Origin of the sequence: Cytobacillus firmus, assembly GCF_023715565.1 — a bacterium.
GTDB lineage: Bacteria > Bacillota > Bacilli > Bacillales > Cytobacillaceae > Cytobacillus > Cytobacillus firmus_C.
On the sequence record NZ_JAMBOJ010000141.1, the window covers coordinates 1 to 971 of the forward strand.

1 pseudogene is annotated in these 971 nt (G+C 38.1%); it reads left to right on the top strand.

Annotated elements, in window-relative coordinates:
• A pseudogene (locus tag M3205_RS25130) lies at nt 1–954 on the top strand (transposase); the annotation flags it as partial.
• Nucleotides 955–971 lie beyond the last annotated feature (17 nt).

Here is a 971-nt window from a genome sequence, read left to right on the forward strand (position 1 = left end):
GTAGACGAAGTTGTCACCGAGTATGATAAAAAAATTGAAGCTACTTCAGACATTCCTGAACGAAAAGCCTTAAGAAGTGAGCGCAAATATCCGAAACAAGTTCGTAAACAATTGATTGATTTTGTCGTACGTAAACAGAAATATCAACATGATTTAGAAACCTTGGGTACACGTAATAGCTACTCTAAGACAGATACCGATGCGACATTCATGCGAATGAAAGATGATTATATGAAAAACGGACAATTGAAAGCTGGTTACAATGTACAAATCGCAACCGAAGGTCAATACACGCTAGCCTATGGTTTGTTTTCAAATCCAACAGATACCCGTACGTTAATCCCCTTTCTAGATGAAATAGAGCAGCATTATTTTGAGTTGCCGAATCACATTGTCGCAGACGCAGGATACGGCAGTGAACAAAACTTTACCGATATCCTTACCAATCGAAATCGGGAAGCACTTATTACTTATAATTTATATTTGAAGGAACAAAAGAAGAAGTATAAACAAAACACCTTTAACTCCGACAATTGGGAGTATGATGAAAAAACAGATACCTATACATGCCCTAATCAAAAACGACTTACATATCAATACCACTCTACTCGCAAGGATCGTACAGGCTTTGAACGGAAGTTCAAAATCTATGAGTGCGAAGACTGTTCGGGGTGTCCATTCCGTTTATCATGCACGAAAGCAAAAGAAGGCAACAATCGAAAACTCATGGTGAATGAGAAGTGGGAGCAACAAAAAGAATATGTAAGATCTAAGCTTTCAGAAGAGAAAACGAGTTCCATCTATCGAAAACGAAAAATCGATGTGGAACCAGTTTTTGGATTTTTGAAGGCTAATTTGCGTTTCGCTCGATTTTCTGTGAGAGGAAAATCGAAGGTTGAAAATGAAATGGGTCTAGCGTTAATGGCAGTGAATTTAAGGAAATTCACTGCCAATCACTGAGAGCATAGCAA